Raw genomic sequence first — 17,088 nt, 5'->3', positions numbered from 1 at the left:
TCGACGGACGGAATCATCGCCAGCGCGGTCGCCGCGGCGATGCCCGAGTACGCGTTCTTCGCGACCTCGTTGATCTGGCCTTGCATGGTGCCCATTGCCTGATTCAACTGGTTGACGTTGACCGCATCGGTGCCGTTGACGCCCGGCGCAACGTTGCTGATCGTCCGCTCGTTGCCGGGCGAGCCGACCGACACCGTGTTCGGTGCGCTGGCGACGGAGCCGGCGCCCAGGGCGACCGAGTTCGCGCCCGACGACGTCGCGTCCTGGCCGATCGCGGTGCTGTTCGCTCCGCTCGCCACCGCGTTGGCGCCCATCGCCGTGCCGTTCTCGCCGGAGGCGATCGCATTGCCGCCCGTCGCCGTGCTGTTGCTGCCCGATGCGATCGCGTTGCCGCCGGTCGCCGTGCCGTTCTCGCCGGAGGCGATCGCGTTGCCACCGGTCGCCGTGCTGTTGCTGCCCGATGCCACCGCATTGCCGCCGGTTGCCGTGCCGTTGTCGCCCGACGCCTGCGCGTTGCCACCCGTTGCCGTACTGTTGCCGCCCGATGCCACCGCATTGCCGCCGGTTGCCGTGCTGTTGTCGCCCGTCGCCTGCGCATTGCCGCCCGTCGCGGTCCCGTTGTCGCCCGTTGCCGTGGCGTTGCCGCCCGTCGCGGTGCTGTTTGCCCCCGACGCCGTCGAGTCGACGCCCATCGCCGTGCTGTTTTCGTTCGATGCCGAGCCCGACACGGTCTGCATCGCGGCGATCGTCGTGTTGATCGCCGAAACCTGCGTGCCGAGCGCGTCGTACTGGCTCTGCAGCGCATACAGCTGACTGCCGTTCACCGCGTCGGTGCTGGTCGCGGACAGATCGCCCGCCGCGACGTTCGTCAGACGCACCGCCGCGGCCGCACCCACGCCGCCGAGCGTCACGCTGTCCATTGCCGCGCTGTCGTACGACACGGTATTGCCGACTGCCGCCTGGATACTGGACAGGCTGGTACTCAGGCTGCTGACCGAACCGGTTACGGTGCTGAGGCCGGTTGACAGCGAGCCGAGGCCCGCCGCGGTCGACGTGGACAGGCTCGTGATCGTGTCGTTCGTCGTGCTCAGGCCGGTTGACAGCGAACCGACGCTCGTGGCCGTCGACGTCGACAGGCTCGTGATCGTATCGTTGGTCGTGCTCAAGCCCGTCGACAGTGAACCGACACTCGTCGCCGTCGACGTCGACAGGCTCGTGATCGTGTCGTTGGTCGTGCTCAGACCGGTTGACAGCGAGCCGACGCTCGTCGCCGTCGAGGTCGACAGACTCGTGATCGTGTCGTTGGTCGTGCTCAGGCCGGTTGACAGCGAACCGACGCTCGTCGCCGTCGAGGTCGACAGACTCGTGATCGTGTCGTTGGTCGTGCTCAGACCCGTCGACAACGAACCGACGCTCGTCGCCGTCGAGGTCGACAGACTCGTGATCGTGTCGTTGGTCGTGCTCAGGCCCGTCGACAACGAACCGACGCTCGTCGCCGTCGAGGTCGACAGACTCGTGATCGTGTCGTTGGTCGTGCTCAAGCCCGTCGACAACGAACCGACGCTCGTCGCCGTCGAGGTCGACAAGCTCGTCACCGTGTCGTTCGTCACGCTCAGCCCCGTCGACAACGAACCAACGCTTGTCGCCGTCGAGGTCGACAGACTCGTCACCGTGTCGTTCGTCGTGCTCAGGCCTGTTGACAGCGAACCAACGCTCGTCGCCGTCGACGTCGACAGGCTCGTCACCGTATCGTTCGTCGTGCTCAGGCCTGTTGACAGCGAACCGACACTCTCAGCCGTCGAGGTCGACAGGCTCGTCACCGTGTCGTTCGTCGTGCTCAAGCCCGTCGACAGCGAGCCAACGCTCGTGGCCGTCGAGGTCGACAAACTCGTCACCGTGTCGTTCGTCGTGCTCAGGCCAGTCGACAGCGAACCAACGCTCTCAGCCGTCGAGGTCGACAAACTCGTCACCGTATCGTTCGTCGTGCTCAGGCCTGTCGACAGCGAACCAACGCTCGTGGCAGTCGACGTCGACAAACTCGTTACCGTGTCGTTCGTCGTGCTCAGGCCGGTCGACAGCGAGCCGACGCTCGTCGCCGTCGACGTCGACAGGCTCGTCACCGTGTCATTCGTCGTGCTCAGGCCTGTTGACAGCGAACCGACGCTCGTCGCCGTCGACGTCGACAGACTCGTCACCGTGTCGTTCGTCGTGCTCAGGCCGGTTGACAGCGAACCAACGCTCGTCGACGTCGAGGTCGACAGGCTCGTCACCGTATCGTTCGTCGTGCTCAGCCCCGTCGACAACGAACCAACGCTTGTCGCCGTCGAGGTCGACAAACTCGTCACCGTGTCGTTCGTCGTGCTCAGGCCTGTTGACAGCGAACCGACGCTCGTCGCCGTCGACGTCGACAGACTCGTCACCGTGTCGTTCGTCGTGCTCAGGCCGGTCGACAGCGAGCCGACGCTCGTCGCCGTCGACGTCGACAGGCTCGTCACCGTGTCGTTCGTCGTGCTCAGGCCGGTTGACAGCGAACCAACGCTCGTCGACGTCGAGGTCGACAGGCTCGTCACCGTATCGTTCGTCGTGCTCAGCCCCGTCGACAACGAACCAACGCTCGTCGCCGTCGAGGTCGACAAACTCGTCACCGTGTCGTTCGTCGTGCTCAGGCCTGTTGACAGCGAACCGACGCTCGTCGCCGTCGAGGTCGACAGACTCGTCACCGTGTCGTTCGTCGTGCTCAGGCCGGTTGACAGCGAACCAACGCTCGTCGACGTCGAGGTCGACAGGCTCGTGATCGTGTCGTTCGTCGTGCTCAGGCCGGTTGACAGCGAACCGACGCTCGTGGCCGTCGAGGTCGACAGGCTCGTCACCGTATCGTTCGTCGTGCTCAGGCCGGTTGACAGCGAGCCAACACTCTCAGCCGTCGAGGTCGACAGACTCGTGACCGTGTCATTGGTCGTGCTCAGGCCTGTCGACAGCGAACCGACGCTCGTGGCAGTCGAGGTCGACAGGCTCGTCACCGTATCGTTCGTCGTGCTCAGGCCTGTCGACAGCGAACCGACGCTCGTGGCAGTCGACGTCGACAAACTTGTCACCGTATCGTTCGTCATGCTCAGGCCCGTCGACAGCGAGCCAACGCTCGTCGCCGTCGAGGTCGACAGGCTCGTCACCGTGTCATTCGTCGCGCTCAGGCCTGTCGACAGCGAACCGACGCTCGTGGCCGTCGACGTCGACAAACTCGTCACCGTATCGTTCGTCGTGCTCAAGCCCGTCGACAGCGAGCCAACGCTCGTCGCCGTCGACGTCGACAGGCTCGTCACCGTGTCATTCGTCGTGCTCAGGCCCGTCGACAGCGAGCCAACGCTCGTGGCCGTCGACGTCGACAAACTCGTCACCGTATCGTTCGTCGTGCTCAAGCCCGTCGACAGCGAGCCAACGCTCGTCGCCGTCGACGTCGACAAACTCGTCACCGTATCGTTCGTCATGCTCAGGCCCGTCGACAGCGAGCCAACGCTCGTGGCCGTCGACGTCGACAAACTCGTGACCGTGTCGTTCGTCGTGCTCAGGCCCGTCGACAGCGAACCAACGCTCTCAGCCGTCGCCGTCGACAGGCTCGTGATCGTATCGTTGGTCGTACTCAGCCCGGTCGACAATGAACCGACGCTCGTCGAAGTCGCGGTCGAAAGCGATGTAAGCTGCCCCATATTTACCGCATCGGTCGAATCCACGCCGGCCGCAACATTGGACAGCGTTACCGGTGCCGCTGCGCCGGTACCACCCAGCGTCACTTTCGCGTGAGTCGCATCGTCATACTGGACGGAGTTAGAAACCACGGTCGACAAACTCGTCATCGTAACGTTCGTCGCGCTCAGCCCCGTCGACAACGAACCGACGCTCGTAGCCGTCGAGGTCGACAGGCTCGTCACCGTGTCGTTCGTCGCGCTCAGACCTGTCGACAACGAACCAACACTCGCAGCCGTCGAGGTCGACAGGCTCGTCACCGTGTCGTTCGTCGCGCTCAGACCTGTCGACAACGAACCAACACTCGCAGTCGTCGACGTCGACAAACTCGTCACCGTGTCGTTCGTCGTGCTCAGCCCCGTCGACAGCGAGCCAACGCTCGTAGCCGTCGATGTCGACAGACTCGTGACCGTGTCGTTCGTCGCGCTCAGACCTGTCGACAGCGAACCAACACTCGCGGTCGTCGACGTCGACAGGCTCGTCACCGTGTCATTCGTCGTGCTCAGACCCGTCGACAGCGAACCGACGCTCTCAGCCGTCGAGGTCGACAGGCTCGTTACCGTGTCGTTCGTCGCGCTCAGACCCGTCGACAGCGAACCGACGCTCGTAGCCGTCGACGTCGACAGACTCGTGACCGTGTCGTTCGTCGTGCTCAGGCCTGTCGACAGCGAGCCAACGCTCGTCGCCGTCGAGGTCGATAGGCTCGTGACCGTGTCATTCGTCGTGCTCAGACCTGTCGACAGCGAACCAACGCTTGTCGCCGTCGACGTCGACAGGCTCGTCACCGTGTCATTCGTCGCACTCAGGCCTGTCGACAGCGAACCGACGCTCGTAGCCGTCGATGTCGACAGGCTCGTGACCGTATCGTTCGTCGCACTCAGGCCTGTCGACAGCGAACCGACGCTCGTAGCCGTCGACGTCGACAGACTCGTTACCGTATCGTTCGTCGTGCTCAGGCCCGTCGACAGGCTCGTCACCGTGTCGTTCGTCTCGCTCAGACCCGTCGACAGCGAACCAACGCTCGTAGCCGTCGATGTCGACAAACTCGTTACGGTATCGTTCGTCGTGCTCAGGCCCGTCGACAGGCTCGTCACCGTGTCGTTCGTCTCGCTCAGACCCGTCGACAGCGAACCGACGCTCGTAGCCGTCGACGTCGACAAACTCGTCACCGTATCGTTCGTCGCGCTCAGACCTGTCGACAGCGAACCAACACTCGCGGTCGTCGACGTCGACAAACTCGTCACCGAATCGTTCGTCGTGCTCAGGCCCGTCGACAACGAACCGACGCTCGCAGCCGTCGACGTCGACAGGCTCGTCACCGAATCATTCGTCGCACTCAACCCCGTCGACAACGAACCCAACCCCGCAGCCGTCGACGTCGACAAGCTCGCCACCGTCCCGTTCGTCGTACTCAAACCTGTCGAGACGCTCGTCGACAGACTGAACAACTGCCCGCCATTGACGGCGTCGAAACTGTTCGCGGCCACCTTGCCGTTCGCGACGCCCGTGAGGGCATTCGCGGTCACGCCGTCGACGCTGAACAGGCTCAAGCTGCCGTGGATCAGGTTGCCGGTGCCGTAGACTTCCATCGGCACGTTGAGGAACAGCCCGTTGCCATTCAGCACCATATGCAGGCTCGACCCGACGGCTGCAAAACTGGCCTGGTTGCCCGCGGCGCCGATCGCCATCTGGCATGCGGAATTGTTCGCCTGCCACGTTCCGGCCGCATCGGTCACCGAGGTACACGACGAGTCGGTGCCGTCGTTGAAATACGCCACATCGTTCGCCGAGAACGCGCTCGTCGGCATCGACGCCAGCACGACGACGCCGGCGAGCGCCGACAACCGGAACACGGCGGCATGCTCGCCCGCCGCGCCGACACGACGCGCATCGCCCGCACGCACCGACGTGCTCCGCTTGCCCCTGGCCGAGCAATGCTCGCTCACGACGACCCACGCTTCGCGCACCCGATCGAATACCACTCGAAAGATTCGATTCATGACAACATCCCTGTATTTGCCGCCGCATCCCGTTTCCGGCGCCCGGCGAAGACCAATTAACGACCAACGAAGCGAATTTCCGGACCACTCGGCAAATCCCCACGGGAATCCGGGATCGGCATGCCGATCACGTTGGCAGGACGACTCGCGCAAAAGACTGGAAACGTAATCTGCGGCAGCCGGTTTGGATGAGCGCCGATTAATATCGAATAAATCCTGAACAAGTCATGCGCTTACCCGAAACGCAGCAATCACTTGAAACTCGGCATATCCATCGACAATCAAGATATCGTTCCGAGCAATTTCGAGATATAGAACTTCTTCGAAAGATATGTCATAAACCGTCAAATATGCGCCGGCAATGCACCCGGAAAATCGATCGCGCCCGCATTTCACCGGCGCGCGAGGCCCGCCCGGCAATGCTTTGCCCCCTTGAGAGCCGTGTCGATGCGGCCGGCACCGTGCCGACCGGCCGCTTTAGCTCGCCACCAATAGCGCCGCCTGATTTTCGAATTTATTCTATTTCCAGCCGGCATCGCACATCTTAAAATCCGACAATACCATTTACTCGAGATCGATTTAATCCAAACTGAGCGCCGTATATTTCGCACACCCCGTCGCCTCGCCCTCTTCAGGCCGCCTGCTCGACCGATTATTCCGACTCCGATTCCCGCTATGATTTCATGGACTCGTCGTAGTAGCCGACGCGAGCGCATATTCGTGATCTGCGAATGGCTGGCCAGTTTCGCGCTATTCCTGCTGCCGGTATTCTTCCTGCTGTTCTGTACGGTATTGTTCGGCGTCTGGTATTTCGGCTCGGTCGAAAGGTGGCTGGGCGGGGCGTCGATGCTGCTCGTCGCCAGCATGAGTCTGACGGCGGGCGTGTTCGGCATCGCGTCGGCCCGCTTCGCGCCGCCGCGCGACACGCTCGCGCCGGCGGAACACTGCGAGCCGGAACCGGAAACGGCCGCACCGCCGCTCGATTTCATCTGGATGCGAACCGTACCGTGCCATCACCCGCAGGGCGACGAGAACGGCTTTCGTGTGAACTGCTTCAATATCGATTGCACCCGCCGCACAACCGGCGCGAGCGTGCATTGCCCGGCCGGCAAGCCGCCGTGCCGATAGCGCACCGCGGCGAATGCCCGACGCGGCCTGCGTGGCGACCGCCGCCTGCATCCGGGCGCCGGCGTCCGGCTTGCCTTTCTCGAAAAAAGCACGCAAAGTCTGTGCAGTCTCGCCACGCAAGCTGCGCCCGGATGGCAGGGCCATCGGACGGCCGCATCGCAGCCGCGTCCCACGGAGCGTCGACATGACCGTATTTCAGGACACTCGGGTCGTCGTAGCGGATGATCATCCGATCACCCGGCTCGCCGTCATTCGCGCCATCGACGCGCTACCGGGCTTCAAGGTGGTCGCAGACGTCGGCTCGGGCCACGACCTCCTGCGAATACTGAACGAACAGGCCTGCAACCTGATCGTCACCGACTTCACGATGCAGCAGTCGGAACCCGACGAGGACGGCCTGCGGCTGATCGAGAAGCTCAGGCGCCTTCACGAATCCATCCCCGTGGTCGTCTTCACGATGCTGACGAACGGAGGCATCCTGCACCGGCTTTGCCAGATGGGCGTTGCCGGACTCGTCGGCAAGGACGAGGATCTGGCCGCGCTCGAAAAGACCTGCACGCTCGCGCCCGGCCCCAACCGCCCGTACCTGTCGCCGGGCATGGCCACGCGGCTGACGCAGGCCGGCGAACTCGCCGTCGGCGCGATCTCGTCGAGACTGTCGCCGAAGGAACTCGAGATCGTCCGGCTGTTCGCGCTCGGCACGTCGCTGACAGACATCGCGCGCCAGTTGAACCGGTCCATCACGACGGTATCGACGCAGAAGCGCTCGGCCATGCGAAAGCTCCACGTGACGACCAACGCCGACCTGATCGCCTATGCGCGCGAGCAGGGGCTCGTCTGATGCAGAATTTCCTGAAGGACTTCGACGAATCGCCGCTGCGCTCGTTCTATTCGCTGGAGAACAATCTCAAACGCGAGCGCCGGGTCTTCTCGATGGTGATCGTGCTGCTGATCTTCGCGGCCGTCGCGGCGGCGGCGATCACGATCACCGCGCGCCTGTCGAACTCGCTGCGCCACGAAGAGCAGATCGCCCAGGCGTACGAGCAGGATACGGCCGATGCGGTCCTGCAGCTGCGCAGTGCGCTGCTGACCGCGAACATGGTGCTCGAGCTGCGCGCGAACGGCATACTCGCACCGCGCCAGCAACCGTTCCCGCATAGCTGCACGTCGGCGCTGCCGGCCACGTCGAACGACGCCGTCACGCTGCGCGAAAGCTGCGACGAAGCCGTACAGCTCCTGTCCGCCGCCGGCCGCCGTCGCGGCGTGCAGATGATTCTGGCCGACGGCAGCGCAGCCTACGGGCATCTGTTCAATGCATGGCCGCCCACACCCGCGCCCGCGTCTGCCGAAGCATCGGTGCGCAAGCTCGTCGACATCGTGTTCGAACGGTTTCGCGCGCGCGGCTACGAACCGATCGTCGCGGCGCGCGCGAAGCGCGTCATCTGGGTCGCGCTGCCCGAACACGGCAAGGACGACATGCCGGTAATGGTGGCGGCCTCCCTCGTCACGAAAGGCGATGCCGTGTACGCCGTCGCGCTGACCAGCATGGACCTGCGCGAAGTGCTGCAGCCGCAGATCGCAGATCTGTCGACACCGACGCCGATCGCGATCGACGAAGAAGGCACGCCGCTCGTCCCCGCATCGGAAACCGCCGCCGCACGGGCCGTCAACGCGGCCCTGACGAACCATACCGACGGATCGTTCCACTGGATCCCCAAGTTCGGCTGGGCATTGCGACGCCCGGCGGCCGTCCCCGGCTTCGGGCACATGATCTACGTGCTGCCGTGGGAACAGCAGCTCCGCTCGATGCACTTCGAGCTGATTCTGATCCTGTCCGTCACCGCCGCGCTGATCGTGCTGCTGCTCGCGATGTTCCGCTACTGGAACTATCGCTTCCTGACCCGAACGTACTCCGAAGCATCGCGCGCGCTCGAGAACGAGATGCTCAACCACCTGCTCGTGCAGGCAACCCCAGTCGGCCTGTGCGTCGCGCGCAAGGCCAACATGGAAATCATGGTAGCCAACCAGATCGCGCGCAACGTGCTGGGGCTGCAGCCGTCCGACACGCGCCTGCCGGACGCGCTCGCGAACCAGTTCGGCGTGCGCCGGCAGGATCTGGCGACGCGCGGCAGCACGCATATCTTCCAGTTCACGCTGTCGCTGGAGCGCCACGACGTCGGCAGCATGCATCTCGAGATCACCTATGCGCCGGCCGTGCTCAACCGCGAGGAGGTGTTCTTCTGCGCGATCACCGACATGACCGAGCATCATCGCGCCGAACGTCTGCTGCGCGAAGCCAAGCGCACGAGCGAGGAAGCCGCCCGCGCGAAGGTGAACTTCTTCGCGTCGATGAGCCATGAAATCCGTACGCCGCTCGCGTCGCTCGTGGGCAATATCGAACTCGTCGCGCTGGGGCCGCTCGCGGCCGAGCAGCAGGCGCGCGTGCACGCCATGCAGGTATCGGCGAAAGGGCTGCTTCAGGTCGTCAACGACGTCCTCGATTTCTCGAAGATCGACGTCGGCGAACTGAGCCTGAGCGAGGAATGGACGTCGATCACCGACCTGCTGTGCCGCATCGCGTCGTCGTATGCGCATCTTGCGACGCAGCAGGGGCTGCGCTTCTTCACTGTCTTCGACCGCGCCATCCCGACGCCGCTGTATTTCGATCCGGTACGGGTATCGCAGATCGTCAACAACCTGCTGAGCAATGCCTTCAAGTTCACGCAGTCGGGGAAGATCGTGCTGCGCGCGCGCTGGGTCGAGCTGAAACTCGAGATCAGCGTCGTCGATTCCGGCATCGGCATTCCCGACGAACTCAAGACGCGGCTGTTCCAGCCGTTCACGCAAGGCAACAGCAACCGGCTGACCCAGGCCCGGGGCACCGGTCTCGGCCTGTCGATCTGCTCGCGTCTCTGCGCGCTGATGAACGGGCATATCTCGCTCGACAGCACCGTCGGCGTCGGCACGCGGATCGTCGTCGAATTGCCGTTGCGAACGCAGGACCCCGCCGCGCCGTCGTCCGAGTGGACGCTGCCGGCCAGGCGGCCCGTCCTGCTCTGCCGTGCGCCCGAATACCAGGAATGGCTGACCGGCCTGTTCGACCCGGAGGCGTCCGCGCCGGTCGTCGTGCCGGACCTGCGGCAACGGCTCGAACCGGACGCATACGATTACCTGATCGCCACCGACGAATTCGCGGCCGCCGACATCCTTGCGTGGTGGGGCAAACCGGACTCGGTCGTGCTCGCCACGCAGGACGGCCCGCTGGTTCCGCGCGCCATCGACGACGGCAGCGTAGTCGTGTCCCTGTTCAGTCCGATCGGCATCAAGGCCGCCACGCAGCTCGCGCGGCCCGACCATCGGCGCCGGGCCGCGCGGGCGGCCGCGCACGGCGCGTCGCCGCCCGCCGCGCGGCAGCGCTTCGATACGCTGACCGTGCTGATCGCCGAAGACAACCTGCTCAACCGCAGCCTGCTGCGCGATCAGCTCACGACGCTCGGCGCGCGGGTCGAGGAAGCCGGCAACGGCGAGGAAGCGCTCGCGCTGCTGGCCAAGGCCCCCGTCGACGTCGTGCTGACCGATATCGACATGCCCGTGATGAACGGCTTCGCATTGCTGCATGCGATCCGCAACGCCGGAATGCGCCTGCCGATCTATGCGGTCAGCGCCAGCGCCCGCCCGGAGGACATCGCCGAAGGCCGCGCACGCGGTTTCACCGACTACCTGACCAAGCCCGTGCCGCTCGCGACGCTGGCGAACGTTCTCGAAAGCACCGCGCTGCCGGCCGGTCCGTCCGGCACGGCGGCGGCGCTCGACGACGATACGGTGCCGCCGATGTATCCGACCGTGCCGGCCGAGTATGCCGCGGTATTCGTCGAACAGGTCCGGACCGATCTGTCGGAACTCGGCGCGATCGTCTGCGCACACGACACCGCTCGACTCGAACGGTGGCTGCATCGTCTCGCCGGCGGGCTGGCGGTGCTCGGCCCGTCGCAACTCGTCGAACACTGCCAGGACCTGCGCATGCTGCTCGTCGAAAGCGCCCAGTGGGATCACGACATCGACGCGCAATGCACGGCGATCGCCGATGCGCTGCGGACGATGCAGGCCGCGCTCGCGGCCGTCCGGACGGATGGCACGTCCGGACGGTAGCGCCGCCCTCGCCCCTTCGCCCCTCGCTCGGCCTGTCGGTCGGCATGCCCCGCCGACTTGTCTATACTTGTCGACCAGACCGCATGCCCTGCGCAATCCCGCATGGACGCGACACGCGCGAACGGAGATCATTCTCCGGCCTCGGACAGCCGCCGTCTCTTGAACAGCAATGCAATGACCACACCGATCTATCAGGAAATCAAGGACTTCATCCTCGCGCGCATTCATGCCGGCGAATGGGCGGAAGGCGACCAGGTGCCATCGGAGAACGAGCTCGCGCGCGAATTCAACGTCGCGCGGATGACGGTCAACCGCGCGCTGCGCGAGCTGACGGCCGAGCAAGTGCTCACGCGCACGCGCGGCTCCGGCACGTACGTCGCGTCACCGAAATACGAATCGACGCTGGTCGCGATCCGCAGCATCTCGGACGAAGTCGCCGCGCGCGGCCACAGCTATCGCGCGCAGGTGCTGGAAGTCGGCGCGGCCGTCGCCGATGCGAAGCTCGCCGACGAACTGCAGCTCGACACCGGCAGCCCGATCTTCCATTCGCGCGTGCTGCACTTCGAGAACGACACGCCCGTGCAGCTCGAAGAGCGCTGGGTGAATCCGGCCTGCGCGCCGGAATACGCGTTGCAGGACTTTACGACGACGACGCCGAACCAGTACCTGACGCGCGTCGCGCCGCTACAGCGTGTCGAATACCGGATCGAGGCCGCGATGCCCGATACGGAAACGCGCCGCCGCCTGACGATGGACGAACGCGAGCCCTGCCTGCTGCTGCATCGGCGCACGTGGTCGCAGGGGATGGTCGCGGCGGTCGCCAATCTTTGGCACCCGGGCAGCCGCTATCGGTTCACCGGGCATTTCTGACAGCGTTGCGGGCGCGGGGCGCCGAGGCCGGCGCGTCGTGCGTCAGCGCGCGCGGGAGCGCACATCGCGCTCGTGTGGCGGCAGCTCATCGCGGCCGGCAAGCAAGCCAGCAGCCGGCGAGCTGGACGCGGCCGGCCGGCCAGCTCGCGACGTGGTTCCATCGCCTGCATCTCGCCGCAATGCCGCGCTGGCTGACCGTGCCGGGGTTGTCGCTGAAACGGGAATTCCAGTCGATCGCGACGCTGTTCGTCGAAGGCGTACGCGCGAAGACCTGAGCGGCGCCGCTGGCGCGCGCGTCAGAGCCGTCCGAGCACGACCGCGAGCAGCGAGCGTGCAACACGCGCGAGCACCGAACCGCACGCGACCAACGCGCGCTTCATTTGTGTCGCGACGATTTCGCCGCGGGCGCACGGCGCTTCGCGCCTGCCGCTGCGCCGGCCGGCCATTGCGTCTCGTCGAGCAGCCGGTCGAACAGCCGCGCGCGCTCGTCGGCCGACAGCGGACACAGCCCGAACATCGCCGATAGCGCGATGCCCCACGCCGCCTTCCACCGCAGCAGCGCCAGATCGGGATCGTCGGATTCGGCGGCGATGCGCTGCACGTTCTTCGCATCGGTTTCGCGGACCTTCTGCAACGGCTCGGGATCCTCGACGAGCGCGGCCATGATCGCGAGCGCCGCCGACGGTTGCTGGTCGATCACCTCGCGCATCGTCGCGATCTGCGCGGACAGCGTCGGCTGCGCTTCGTCCGGATCGCGCGCGGCCAGATAATCACGCTGGAAACGTTCGTAGTACTCCTGCTGATGCTCCATCAATGCATTCAGCACATCGCCTTTCGTGCGGAACTGGTGCATCAGCCCGCCCTTGCTGATGCCGCTTTCGCGCGAAATCGCATCGAACGTGAGCTTGCCCGGGCCGTCGCGCTCGATAATCGCGAGCGCCGCCCGGATCGCGGCAGTGCGCGTCCGCTCGGAACGCGTCGGGTTGTCCATGAGCTTTCCCCGGTATGGAATGACGCAATGCGAATGCGGCCGAACGGGCGCATTCCGCATGCAGGAAGTGCGCGGAGTCTATCACAAACAAACCGCCTGGCCGGTTTACATCCAAAAACGGCGGTGCTACGATCGGCTCCCGCATCGCCCGTGGCCGGCGCGTGAGCACGTTCGCGCACCGACCCCAGGCATGCGAATGCCGCCCCCAGCGCGGCTGTCCGGCCGACGATTGATGCTGGGCGGCCTCGTCGCGCCCCGAATTCATGGGGTAACCTCGCCTTAAAAACAAACCGCCCAGTTGGTTTTTTTACAGACACCTGCCGTGGCAATACCGCCTGCTGCACCACCCTTCGCACCGCTCGCCGGCGCGAAACCGACCCGGAGATATGCATGAATCACTCGATCACTTCCCGCCATCTGACGCGCGTTGCGCTCTGCGTCGCGCTCGCCGGATGCGCCGGGGTCCAGCCCACCCGCTATGCGGGTATCGAATCGTCCCCTTACCTGCGCAGCGATCCGCAGGACAAATCCGGCCGCGTGCCGTATCGCTACACGCTGCCCGCCGACTGGCACCGCTACCGAAAGCTGATGCTCGATCCGGTTGCCGTGTATCGCGGCACGGACAATCAGTTCGGAAAACTGACCGATGAGGACAAGACGACGCTCGCCGCGTACATGGGCGACACGTTCGCAAGGAAGCTCGGCAAGCGCTTCGAGCTGACGAGCACGCCGGGCCCCGACACGCTGCGCGTGAAGCTGACGCTCACGGGCGCGGTGACGACGACGGCGTTTGCCGGCGCGTTCGCGCACTTCGACCTCGCGGGCAATCTCTACAACGGCGTGCAGGCGATCCGCGGCCGCGAAGGCGCGTTCACGGGCTCGGTCATCTATGCGGTGGAGATTCGCGATGCCGCGACCAACCGGCTGATCAACGCATACGTGACGAAGCAGTATCCGAATGCGATGAACATCGGCGCAAGCTTCGGCGCGCTGAGCGCGGCGAAAACCGGCATCGACAAGGGTGCGGATGCACTCGTCGCGCAATTCGACTGACGCACGGCGGGCAGCGCTCGCTGCCCTCGCGCGGATGGGCCGCAACTGGCCGCGGGCGGCGATCTGGATCGTGCCGCTCGCGGCCACGGCGTTCTTCGTCGCCTGGGGCATCGCACTGCTCGGCCAGCGCGGCCCGACGATCACGATCGCATTCGCGACGGCCGACGGGCTCGAGGCCGGCCGCTCGACGCTGCGGTTGCGCAACGTCGAAGTCGGCCGCATCACGCGCGTTCGTGCGTTGCGCGGGCAGCCGGGCGTGCGGGTCGACGTACGGCTGAACGCCGATGCACACGCGCTGGCGAGCGCCGACACCCGCTTCTGGATCGTGCGGCCGCGCATCGGCCCCGACGGCATCTCCGGTCTGGATACGGTGTTCTCGGGCGCGTATATCGCAGCGGCACTCGGTCGCTCGCGCGAACCGCGCACGACGTTCGCCGGGCTCGATGCACCGCCTGTCGACGAAGGCGGCGACGGGCGCCGCTACCTGCTGCACGCGAGCTCGCTCGGCTCGGTCGGCGTCGGCTCGCCGGTGTATCACCGGCGCGCGCGCGTCGGCCAGGTGACGGGTTACACGCTCGATGCGGACGGACACGGCGTGGCAATCGCGGTGTTCGTCGCCGCGCCGTTCGATCGCTACGTCGATGCCGACGCACGCTGGTGGCAGGCGGGCGGCGTCGGCCTGCGACTCGACGCGAACGGAATGACGCTCGGCACGCCGTCGCTCGCCGCGATGCTCGCCGGCGGCCTCGCGTTCGCGGCACCGCCGGGACGCACGACCATCGTCACGGCAGCCGACGGTGCGCGTTTTCGCGTGGCCGACGATGAAATCGATGCGATGCGCACGCCCAACGCACCGGCCGCGCCGGTCGTCATGCGGTTCGATCGCTCGCTGCGCGGCCTCGACGTCGGCGCGCCGGTGGATTTTCGCGGCATCGAACTCGGCACCGTGACGGCCGTCGGCACCGAATACGATGCGCAGCATGGCAACGTCACGATGCGCGTGACGATGGCGCTCTATCCCGATCGCCTCGGGCAGCGTTACCGCGACGTACTCGGCAACGGCGACACCGATGCCGGCAAGGCACTGCTGCGCACACTCGTCGCGCGCGGGTTGCGCGGGCAATTGCGCGTCGGCAACCTGATTGCGAACCGGTCGTACGTCGCGCTCGACATGTTCCCGAACGCGCCGCCCGCATCGGTCGACACCGATCGGCTACCGATCGCACTCCCGACCGTTCCCGCTACGCTCGACGTGCTGCGCGTACACATTGCCGACATCGCCCGCACCCTTTCCCGCATGCCGCTCGATCGCATGGGCGAGCAAGTCGATGCGGCCCTCGTGAACACCGGTGCGCTGTTCGCGCAACTCGACACCGAACTCGCGCCGCAGGCGCGCGACGCGCTCGGTGCCGCGCGACATGCATTCACGAGCGCGCAAGCGATACTGGGGCAGGAGGATGCGCCCGCATCCAGTGTGCGCCGCGCACTCGCGCAGTTCACGCGAACGTCGAGCGCGCTGCGTGCGCTGGCCGGCGATCTGGAACAACATCCGGAGTGGCTGCTGCGCGGCGCCGCGAACGATGCGCGGCCGGCCAGCGCGTCGCGCGCGGGCGGCGACAGCCATTGATCGCGCCGCATGATGCGCACGCATTTTTGCAACGAATGCACGTACGGGATGCCAAATTTCCCGAGCCGCAGTATGCTGGTGTCGTACGGCACGCACGATACATCGGGCAATCCCCTAGTCCGCACGTCGCTGCGCCGCCGTCGAGACCGCAATCATGCATTGCAAGGAGGGATTCGTGATGGCTACCACGCATCAGCACTTCCACCTCGAACTACGGCACGCCACCGCGCCGACGTACTTCATCAGCTACCTGTTTCCCGCCTTGCTGTTCGCTTACGAACTACTGCGCGTCGGCCAGTGGATCCGCGATCACGGGATGCAATTCGCCGCGTTCAAGCAGATGGGTTACGAGTATCTGCTGATGCTGCTGTTCGTCGGATTGCAGATCGTCATCGAAGCGATCTTCCTGCTCGGCGCCGCAATGCGCCGGGATCATCGCGATTTCGAACATCGCCTGCCGAACGTGATCCTCGGCATCGGCTGCTCGATCGCGCTGCTCGCGCTCGACCTCGCGATCCAGCTGTCGTTCTGACAGCCGGCGGGCCTGCCCGCCGGTCGTAGTGGCGCTCAGGCGTTCAGGCGTTCAGGCGCTCACGCGCCCGCGTCGCGCAGGAACGTCGCGACGGCTGCCAGCACGTCGTCGGTCCGCTCGCGGTGCGGCATGTGTCCGCAGCCGTTGAGCAGCAGGAACGACGACGGCCCGGCAACGCGCGCGGCGATTCGCTTCGGATGCACGTCCGAGCCGTATTCGTCCTGCTCGCCGTGAATCGCGAGTGTCGCGCAGCGCACGCGCGGCAGTTCGTCGTCGAGATTCCAGTCGCGAAACGCCGGCGACAGCCACGTGTCGACCCACGCGCGCAGCACCCATTCGGCCTTGTCGCCGTGATAGCGCGCGAGCCGGTCGAGCTGGCCCGGCGCGTCGAACTGCTCGCCCGCTTCGCGAATGCCGTCGAGCGTGCGATCCTCGACGAATGCCTGTGCGGCAACGGTCACCAGTGCACGGCAACGCGCCGGCTGCGCGGCCGCGCAGCCAACCGCCATGCCGCCGCCGACGCTGTGCCCGAACACGACGAACGCATCGACGCCGAACTGCTCGAGCAGCGCATGAAACCCGTGGTCGGCTTCGTCGCGCACGAACGTCGTGCCGAGCTGCCCCGGATGACGATCCGAGCGGCCGAAGCCCAGCCGGTCATAAGCGATCACGTCGCGTTGCGTCGCGCGCGCCAGTTGCCCGGGGAAATCGCGCCACAGGTCGACGCAGCCGAGCGAGTCGTGCAGCAGCACGATCGGTGCGGCCGGCTTAGGTGCGGCCGGCTTAGGTGCGGCCGCCTCAGGTGCGGCACTCCCCCGCCAGCGCTTCGCGAAGAGACGCCCTTGCGGCGTCTCGATAAAAGTCTCCTCGGTCACGATCTCGGTCATCTGTCTGTCGTCGTTCTGCGTGAAAACGGCGGCACGCCCGCGTGCCGCATCGAATGCCGGTGATGGTGGCCCGGCGCCGCGCGCCGCGTCAAGCAAGCCTCCATCGCGCG

Annotated in this window: 9 protein-coding genes and 3 pseudogenes; 8 read left to right on the top strand and 4 right to left on the bottom strand. The window is 65.9% G+C overall.

All coding sequences use genetic code 11. The features are described from left to right. Nucleotides 1-8 precede the first annotated feature (8 nt). Nucleotides 9-5,330: pseudogene (locus tag BX604_RS40050) on the bottom strand (beta strand repeat-containing protein); the annotation flags it as partial. Nucleotides 5,331-5,669: 339 nt separating this feature from the next. Continuing rightward, nucleotides 5,670-5,741: pseudogene (locus BX604_RS40045) on the bottom strand (ESPR-type extended signal peptide-containing protein); the annotation flags it as partial. A 720-nt stretch (nucleotides 5,742-6,461) separates the two neighbouring features. On the opposite strand from BX604_RS40045, the gene BX604_RS32795 reads away from it, so the two are divergent. The 5 genes and pseudogenes from BX604_RS32795 to BX604_RS32775 form a co-directional block, all read left to right on the top strand. After that, the gene (locus BX604_RS32795) at nucleotides 6,462-6,869 is read left to right on the top strand and encodes a hypothetical protein (protein ID WP_098554929.1); all 408 of its coding nucleotides are present in this window, start codon (nucleotides 6,462-6,464) and stop codon (nucleotides 6,867-6,869) included. A gap of 184 nt (nucleotides 6,870-7,053) precedes the next feature. Further along, nucleotides 7,054-7,710, top strand: a complete 657-nt coding sequence (locus BX604_RS32790; protein ID WP_098554928.1) for a response regulator transcription factor — start codon at nucleotides 7,054-7,056, stop codon at nucleotides 7,708-7,710. After that, entirely contained in the window at nucleotides 7,710-11,018 is a 3,309-nt protein-coding gene (locus BX604_RS32785; RefSeq protein ID WP_098554927.1) for a hybrid sensor histidine kinase/response regulator, read from the top strand. Before BX604_RS32790 ends, BX604_RS32785 begins: the two co-directional genes overlap by 1 nt. Before the next feature lie 174 nt (nucleotides 11,019-11,192). Beyond that, nucleotides 11,193-11,888 (top strand): histidine utilization repressor, encoded by a 696-nt coding sequence (gene hutC, locus BX604_RS32780; protein ID WP_098555230.1) that lies wholly within the window; start codon nucleotides 11,193-11,195, stop codon nucleotides 11,886-11,888. A 54-nt stretch (nucleotides 11,889-11,942) separates the two neighbouring features. Next, a pseudogene (locus tag BX604_RS32775) lies at nucleotides 11,943-12,163 on the top strand (TetR/AcrR family transcriptional regulator); the annotation flags it as partial. A 101-nt stretch (nucleotides 12,164-12,264) separates the two neighbouring features. On the opposite strand, the gene BX604_RS32770 reads toward BX604_RS32775, so the two are convergent. Further along, nucleotides 12,265-12,879 (bottom strand): TetR family transcriptional regulator, encoded by a 615-nt coding sequence (locus BX604_RS32770; RefSeq protein WP_098554926.1) that lies wholly within the window; start codon nucleotides 12,877-12,879, stop codon nucleotides 12,265-12,267. A 390-nt stretch (nucleotides 12,880-13,269) separates the two neighbouring features. Here BX604_RS32770 and BX604_RS32765 point away from each other — a divergent pair, with 390 nt between their 5' ends. The 3 genes from BX604_RS32765 (at nucleotide 13,270) to BX604_RS32755 (ending at nucleotide 16,091) form a co-directional block, all read left to right on the top strand. Next, complete coding sequence (locus BX604_RS32765) at nucleotides 13,270-13,932, top strand: DUF3313 domain-containing protein (RefSeq protein ID WP_098554925.1); 663 nt, start codon at nucleotides 13,270-13,272, stop codon at nucleotides 13,930-13,932. Next, nucleotides 13,907-15,559 (top strand): PqiB family protein, encoded by a 1,653-nt coding sequence (locus BX604_RS32760; RefSeq protein WP_257146485.1) that lies wholly within the window; start codon nucleotides 13,907-13,909, stop codon nucleotides 15,557-15,559. The genes BX604_RS32765 and BX604_RS32760 overlap by 26 nt, the downstream gene beginning before the upstream one ends. A 178-nt stretch (nucleotides 15,560-15,737) precedes the next feature. After that, a complete protein-coding gene (locus BX604_RS32755) occupies nucleotides 15,738-16,091 on the top strand; it encodes a hypothetical protein (RefSeq protein WP_098554924.1) in 354 nt (117 codons plus the stop codon). A gap of 59 nt (nucleotides 16,092-16,150) precedes the next feature. Here BX604_RS32755 and BX604_RS32750 read toward each other — a convergent pair whose 3' ends face one another. Then, nucleotides 16,151-16,978 carry an alpha/beta fold hydrolase gene (locus BX604_RS32750; protein WP_098554923.1) on the bottom strand — a complete coding sequence of 276 codons (828 nt, stop codon included), beginning with the start codon at nucleotides 16,976-16,978 and terminating at the stop codon, nucleotides 16,151-16,153. Nucleotides 16,979-17,088: the final 110 nt, after the last annotated feature.

It is taken from the genome of Burkholderia sp. JKS000303, assembly GCF_002563755.1.
GTDB lineage: Bacteria > Pseudomonadota > Gammaproteobacteria > Burkholderiales > Burkholderiaceae > Burkholderia > Burkholderia anthina_B.
The sequence above is the reverse complement of the archived record's forward strand: the minus strand, read 5'-3'. Positions and strand labels throughout refer to the sequence as shown.

Bases quoted from the DNA above. Each gene is read 5' to 3' on its own strand.
- BX604_RS32790 (WP_098554928.1), top strand. From the start codon at position 7,054: ATGACCGTATTTCAGGACACTCGGGTCGTCGTAGCGGATGATCATCCG.
- BX604_RS32785 (WP_098554927.1), top strand. From the start codon at position 7,710: ATGCAGAATTTCCTGAAGGACTTCGACGAATCGCCGCTGCGCTCGTTC.
- hutC (WP_098555230.1), top strand. From the start codon at position 11,193: ATGACCACACCGATCTATCAGGAAATCAAGGACTTCATCCTCGCGCGC.
- BX604_RS32770 (WP_098554926.1), bottom strand. From the start codon at position 12,879: ATGGACAACCCGACGCGTTCCGAGCGGACGCGCACTGCCGCGATCCGG.
- BX604_RS32765 (WP_098554925.1), top strand. From the start codon at position 13,270: ATGAATCACTCGATCACTTCCCGCCATCTGACGCGCGTTGCGCTCTGC.
- BX604_RS32760 (WP_257146485.1), top strand. From the start codon at position 13,907: ATGCACTCGTCGCGCAATTCGACTGACGCACGGCGGGCAGCGCTCGCT.
- BX604_RS32755 (WP_098554924.1), top strand. From the start codon at position 15,738: ATGGCTACCACGCATCAGCACTTCCACCTCGAACTACGGCACGCCACC.
- BX604_RS32750 (WP_098554923.1), bottom strand. From the start codon at position 16,978: ATGACCGAGATCGTGACCGAGGAGACTTTTATCGAGACGCCGCAAGGG.